This is a genomic window from Pseudoxanthomonas sp. SE1 (assembly GCF_029542205.1).
Lineage (GTDB): Bacteria > Pseudomonadota > Gammaproteobacteria > Xanthomonadales > Xanthomonadaceae > Pseudoxanthomonas_A.
On the sequence record NZ_CP113783.1, the window covers coordinates 408,920 to 415,000 of the forward strand.

The window sequence follows — 6,081 nt, forward strand, 5'->3', positions numbered from 1 at the left end:
CTTCGGAGCGGCATGATCACGACGCCGGGTCTGTCCCGGCGTCGTCGTTTCAAGGCATTGTTCCGGAAGGGCTTGCCGCGTCAGTTGCGCGCAGGTGCCGTGGGCGGCGTGGCCGCTTCCTCCGCAGCTTCGGCCGTGATGCCCTTCATGTTGCGGTAGCGTTGCAGGATGTCGGTGATCTCCACGTCCAGCTGCGCGCGCTGGGCCTCGAAGCTCTGCTGCAGGCGACGGGTGCGCAGCAGCTCGGCGTGGCGCTGGTGGATGGTGGCGGACATTTCTGCAGGGATCGGACGCCCGGCCAGTTCGTGGTCGCCCGCTGTCTGCAGCAGGCTGACAAGGCCCTCGCGCAGGCTGACCGCGTTGTAGCGCGCGGTGCGCACGTTGTTGTCGACGATGGCGGTGCGTTCGTTGAAGACGCGCCGCAACTCGTCCTCGCTGCGGTAGGACATCAGCATGGCGGCATCGGTACGGCGCCGCATTTCCGAGGCGGCGTCGTCGATCATCTTCTGCTGGGCCGCGACGGCGGCCTGGGCGCGTTCCTCTTCGCTCATGGCCCGGGCGACGCCACCGGTGCGCAGTCCGCTGGTCGCGCTGATCTCGTCGCGGGCCGCGTTGACCACATCGGCCGGCAGCGCATCACTGCAGACGCGCTGGCCCTTCTCTTCCCAGCAGAAGAGTTTCTTGTTGGCGGTGGGTGCCGGCGGCTTGTTCTTGCCCTGCGCGAGCACGGTGGGTGCCAGCGCCAGCAGTACGGCCGACAGGACCAAGGAAGTTCGGACGGTCATGGCAGCCCCCTGCTGCTTCAGTCCTGGGTCGCGCTGCCGTAGCGGGCCCGATAGGCCAGCAGGTCGTCGCGATGGCGGACAAGTTCGGCGCTTTCGCCGGCAAATGCAAGCAGGTCGTGCAGGCTGGCCACGGCCACCACCGGCACGCCGGTTTCCTCGGCGACGGATTGCGCCGCCGAACGGCGTGGAGCGGTTGCGCCAGGTTCGCCCAGCACTTCCTGGCGGTCCAGCGCCACCACGATGCCGGCCGGCGTGCCGCCGCCGGCGCGGATCAGGCCCAACGCCTCGCGGATGGCCGTGCCGGCGGTGATCACGTCGTCGACGATCAGCACGCGGCGGTCTTCCAGCGGCGCGCCGATCAGCAGGCCGCCCTCGCCGTGGTCCTTGGCTTCCTTGCGGTTGAACGCCACCGGCAGGTCGCGGCCGCGGCGGGCGAACTCGCATGCCACCGCGGTCGCCAGCGGAATGCCCTTGTAGGCCGGGCCGAACAGCAGGTCGAACGACAGGCCGGCTTCTTCGACCGCATCCGCGTAGCAGGCGGCCAGCCCGGCCAAGCGCGCGCCGCTGTCGAAGCGGCCGGCATTGAAGAAGTACGGGCTCTGCCGGCCCGATTTCAGGGTGAACTGGCCGAAGCGCAGGGCCTGCGCGTGCAGCGCGAGCTGGAGGAAGCGGGAACGGTGATCGGACATGGGCGAGCCGAGGGCTGAACAGGTGAGGTGACAGGATAACCGCCACGCCGCCGCTGCCGCGCGACGGATGCGCCGGTTCGGGTACGCTTGCCCGGTTTCCGACGAACGACGTATCCATGCGCATCATCAGCTTCAATGCCAACGGCCTGCGCTCGGCGGCCACCAAGGGCTTCTTCGACTGGTTCGCCACGCAGGACGCCGACGTGCTCTGCGTCCAGGAGACCAAGGCGCAGGAGCACCAGCTGGCCGGGCCGGAATTCCTGCCCGCCGGCTACAAGGCGTGGTTCCGCGACGCCAGCACCAAGAAGGGCTACAGCGGCGTGGCGATCTACGCCCGGCGCGAGCCGGACGAGATCCGCACGGCGCTGGGCTGGCCGGACTTCGACGAAGAGGGTCGCTACATCGAGGCGCGCTTCGGCGACCTGAGCGTGGTCTCGTTCTACATCCCGTCCGGCTCGTCCGGCGACGAACGCCAGGGCTTCAAGTTCAAGGTCATGGACTGGCTGGCGCCCACGCTGGACGAATGGCGCCGCAGCGGCCGCCACTACGTGCTGTGCGGCGACTGGAACATCGTGCGCAGCCGGCTGGACATCAGGAACTGGACCAGCAACCAGAAGAACTCCGGCTGCCTGCCGCCCGAGCGCGACTGGTTGAACGGGATGTGCGTGGACGACGGTGGCTGGGTCGATGCCTATCGCGCGCTGCACCCTGAAGGCCAGGACTACACCTGGTGGAGCAACCGCGGCGCCGCGCGCGCCAACAATGTGGGGTGGCGGATCGACTACCAGTTCGTCACGCCCTCGCTGCGCGACCGCCTGAAGGCGTGTTCGATCTACCGCGAGCAGCGTTTCTCCGACCATGCCCCCTTCACGGTGGACTACACCTGATGACGACGACGGCGAGCGAACGTCCCGGCAAGCCTTCGGTCTGGCGTGCGTTCGCGCAGCCGTCGGCGTGGACGATGTTCTTCTTCGGCTTTGCCTCGGGCATGCCGTTCCTGCTGGTGGCCGGCACGTTGGCGTACTGGCTGACCGAGAACGGGCTGGAGCTGAAGAACATCACCCTGATCGCGAGCGCCGGTCTGAGCTATACGTTGAAGTTCCTGTGGGCGCCGCTGGTGGATCGCTGGCGTCTTCCTTTGCTGGGCCGCCTGGGCCAGCGACGCGGCTGGCTGTTGTTCGCGCTGGCCGTGGTCATTGTGGGCCTGGTGTCGATGGCGCACCTGACGCCCGGCCGGTTGGGGCCCTTCATCTGGGTCACGCTGATGACGGCGTTCGCGGGCGCCACGCTGGACATCGCCGTGGATGCGTACCGCATTGAGATCGCGCCGCAGGAATCGCAAGGCGCGCTGCTGGCCACGTACTCGCTGGGCTATCGCATCGCGCTGATTATCACCGGTGCCCTGGCATTGATGTTGGCCGATCAGGTGTCGTGGCCGCTGGTCTACCAGGCGATGGCGGTCGTGATGCTGATACCGATGGTCGCGGTCCTGCTGTCGCGCGAGCCCGACGTGGTGCGGATCCGCATGACGACATGGAGCGAGGGCTTGCGAGAGGGCGTCGTTGAGCCCTTCGTCGACTTCTTCCGGCGCTTCGGTGCCGCGCTGGCTGTCGCCCTGTTCGCCTTCATCCTGCTGGCGAAGATTTCCGACCAGTCGCTGGGTGGCGGCATCATGGCGCCGTTCTATCTCAGCCAGGGGTTCACCAAGACCGAGATCGGTGCGGTATCGAAGATCTGGGGCGTCTGGGTGGGTCTGGTGGGCGTGTTCATCGCCGGCATCGCCGTCGCGCGCTGGGGCGTGAAATGGCCGCTGCTTGCAGGCATCGTGCTGGGGGCGATCAGCAACCTGCTGTATGTCTGGCTGATCGGCGCCGAGGGCGACGTGTGGAAGCTGACACTGGTGATCTCCGGCGAGAACCTCGCGCAGGGCTTCCAGGGCACGACGCTGGTGGCGTTCCTGTCGGCGCTGGTCAACCAGCGCTTCACCGCCACCCAGTACGCGCTGTTCTCGTCGCTGGTGATGCTGCCGGGCAAGCTGCTGGGCGCGGTGTCCGGCAGTATCGTGGAGCAGACGGGGTACGGGGTGTATTTCTGGATCACCGCCCTGGTGGCGATCCCGGCGGTCGCGCTGTTCTTCTGGCTGGCACCGCGCATCCGGTTCGGCGGGGACCACGAGCCGGCGAGTGGCATCGACCGGTCGGCGGGCGGGGCACCGGACTGATCGCGTGCGCTAAAGTCCACCAAGGGGCATGCAGGGGACGGGGCAATGACCGACATCGTGCTGAAGGACGTGGATCCGATCCTCGCCGAGCGCATCCGGCGCGTCTCGCAGGCGCGCGGATGGCCGATCCACGACACCATCTTCAACCTGCTGGAGCAGGGCCTCTTCGTCTGCGAGTCCGAAGTGCGCGGCGGCCTCGACGACCGTGAAGTCAATGCGCTCGCCGATGCGATCAGCGCGCTGAAGGACGTGCCGCCCGGCAAGGGGTTCTAGGCCGGGTACACCACGCCCAGAACGCGGCGGCCGACGGCCCCGGTGACCGCAGGCAGATTGCCTGGCCGGCCGGCCAGCGTTTCGCGCGCCAGCCAGGCAAAGCCCATCGCCTCCACGTAATCCGGATCCAGGCCATGCGCGGCGGTGGATTCCACCACCGCCTGTGGCAAATGGGCGGCCAGCCGCGCCATCAGCACCGCGTTGTGGACGCCGCCACCGCACACCAGCACGCGACGGGTGAAAGGCTGGGTGATCTGCAGCGCGTCGGCGACGGTGCGGGCGGTCAGCTCCAGCAAGGTGGCCTGCACGTCGGCCGGCGAGGTCGTGGCCTCGCCCATGCGCGCCTGCAGCCAGTCCAGATGGAACTGTTCGCGCCCGGTGCTCTTCGGTGGCGCCAGCGCAAACCATGGTTCCGCGAGCAGGCGGGCCAGCAGTCCGGCGTCAACGCGTCCGCTCGCGGCAAAGGCGCCGCCTGCGTCGTAGGCGTGCCCGGTGTGGCGTTCGCACCAGGCGTCCATCAGGGCGTTCGCCGGTCCGGTATCGAAGCCGCGCACGTCGCCTGCCGTTGGCAGCAGGGTGAAGTTGCCGATGCCGCCGAGGTTGAGTACGGCCCGGTCTTCCTGCGGCGAACCCAGCAGGGCGGCATGGAACGCCGGCATCAGCGGTGCGCCGTGTCCGCCGGCCGCCACGTCCCGCCGGCGGAAGTCGGCCACGGTGTCGATGCCGCTGCGTTCGGCGATGACATTGCCATCCCCGAGTTGCCAGGTGAACGGTGGGTCCGCATGCGGGCGATGGCGGATGGTCTGGCCGTGCGAACCGATCGCGCGCACGCGTCCGCGCGGCACGCCCGCCTCGTGCAGCAACGCCAATGCGGCGTCGGCGAATGCCAGGGCAACGCGGCCCTCCAGCGCGCCCAGCGCATCCAGTGAAACGGTGTCCGCGCCTTGTCCCAGCGCGACGAGCTGCCCTCGCAGCGCACCATCCCACGCAAAGGTGCGCCCATGCACGAGATCGCAACGCAGCGCATGGCCCTCACCGTCGAAGCGCACGAGGGCGGCATCGATTCCATCGGCGCTGGTGCCGGAGATCAGGCCGAGATAGAGCTCGGAGACAACGGCGTCGGAGGCTGGGGGCATACGGGATCGGCACGCAAAGAAAAAGGCGGGACAGTGTCCCGCCTTTTCGGCCGTCCCGCCATGCGTGGCTCCGTCAGCCCTTCTTTCCCGCGGCCGGCTTGGAGGACGCGACGGTCGAGCCCTTTGCGGCATCACCAGCCGGGCGGACATCGGCGTAGATGATGTCTTCCACGGTGCGGATACGTGCCAGCGCGTTGGCCGTATACGTGCGGAATGCCGCGAGCTGCGCACCGCCCAGCGGTTCCGGCGGCGGCATCGTCACCGACAGCGGATTGCGGTGCACGCCGTTGATGCGGAATTCGTAGTGCAGGTGCGGGCCGGTCGACAGCCCCGTGGTGCCGACATAGCCGATCACCGTGCCCTGCGCGACGCGTTGGCCCTGCTTGATCTTGCCCATCCGCGACATGTGCGCGTACAGCGTGGTGTGGCCACGGCCATGATCAAGGATCACGGTGCGTCCGTAACCGCCCTGCCAGCCGGCGAACTGCACGCGGCCATCGCCGGCGGCCATGATCGGCGTGCCGCTGGAGGCCGCGTAGTCCACGCCCTTGTGCATGCGCATCGTGCCCAGTACCGGGTGGCGACGCGCACCGAACTTGGAGCTCATGCGCGCATAGGGGATCGGCATGCGGATGAAGTTCTTCTTCAGCGGCCGGCCAGCGGCGGTGAAGTACTCCGGCTTGCCGCCGGGACGGGTGAAGCGGAAGCCCGAATGCAGCTTGCCGTCCACCGTGAACGTGGCGGCCTGCACCGGGCCGGTGCTGATCAGTTCGCCTTCGCGCCAGGTCTGTTCCACCACCACGCTGAAGCGATCATCCGCCCCCAGGTCGGAGTTGAAGTCGATGTCGTACTTGAAGATTTCGTCCGTCAGCGAGTTCACGTTGGCGGAGGTCAGGCCTGCCTTGCGCGCCGAACGGTTCAGCGAGCGACCGACCTTGCCGCTCAGTACCACGGTACGGGTGGTCGTCTCGCGGGCG

7 protein-coding genes (1 of these 7 running past the window's edge) are annotated in these 6,081 nt (G+C 68.2%); 3 read left to right on the forward strand and 4 right to left on the reverse strand.

Going from position 1 to position 6,081, the window contains the following annotated elements:
• Positions 1–80 precede the first annotated feature (80 nt).
• Positions 81–785, reverse strand: coding sequence for a hypothetical protein (locus tag OY559_RS01930; protein ID WP_277728468.1), 705 nt, complete (start codon positions 783–785; stop codon positions 81–83).
• Positions 786–802: 17 nt separating this feature from the next.
• The gene (pyrE, locus tag OY559_RS01935; protein ID WP_142123158.1) at positions 803–1,474 is read right to left on the reverse strand and encodes an orotate phosphoribosyltransferase; all 672 of its coding nucleotides are present in this window, start codon (positions 1,472–1,474) and stop codon (positions 803–805) included.
• Between the two features lie 116 nt (positions 1,475–1,590).
• Between pyrE and OY559_RS01940 the strand changes: the two genes are divergently transcribed.
• The 3 genes from OY559_RS01940 to OY559_RS01950 are packed head-to-tail and all read left to right on the forward strand — an operon-like array spanning position 1,591 to position 3,968.
• On the forward strand, positions 1,591–2,361 hold the full coding sequence (locus OY559_RS01940) for an exodeoxyribonuclease III (protein ID WP_277728469.1): 771 nt from the start codon (positions 1,591–1,593) through the stop codon (positions 2,359–2,361).
• The gene (locus OY559_RS01945; protein ID WP_343228748.1) at positions 2,361–3,695 is read left to right on the forward strand and encodes an AmpG family muropeptide MFS transporter; all 1,335 of its coding nucleotides are present in this window, start codon (positions 2,361–2,363) and stop codon (positions 3,693–3,695) included. Before OY559_RS01940 ends, OY559_RS01945 begins: the two co-directional genes overlap by 1 nt.
• A 45-nt stretch (positions 3,696–3,740) precedes the next feature.
• Positions 3,741–3,968, forward strand: a complete 228-nt coding sequence (locus tag OY559_RS01950) for a hypothetical protein (protein ID WP_142123160.1) — start codon at positions 3,741–3,743, stop codon at positions 3,966–3,968.
• Here the strand turns inward: OY559_RS01950 and OY559_RS01955 are convergent.
• Positions 3,965–5,104 carry an anhydro-N-acetylmuramic acid kinase gene (locus tag OY559_RS01955; RefSeq protein ID WP_277728470.1) on the reverse strand — a complete coding sequence of 380 codons (1,140 nt, stop codon included), beginning with the start codon at positions 5,102–5,104 and terminating at the stop codon, positions 3,965–3,967. The genes OY559_RS01950 and OY559_RS01955 overlap by 4 nt on opposite strands.
• Before the next feature lie 73 nt (positions 5,105–5,177).
• A protein-coding gene (locus OY559_RS01960; protein WP_277729887.1) for a M23 family metallopeptidase crosses the window boundary here: on the reverse strand, positions 5,178–6,081 show its 3' portion. It continues 548 nt past the right edge of the window; 904 of the gene's 1,452 nt are visible here — the last part of the coding sequence; its start codon lies off the right edge, out of view; the stop codon is at positions 5,178–5,180.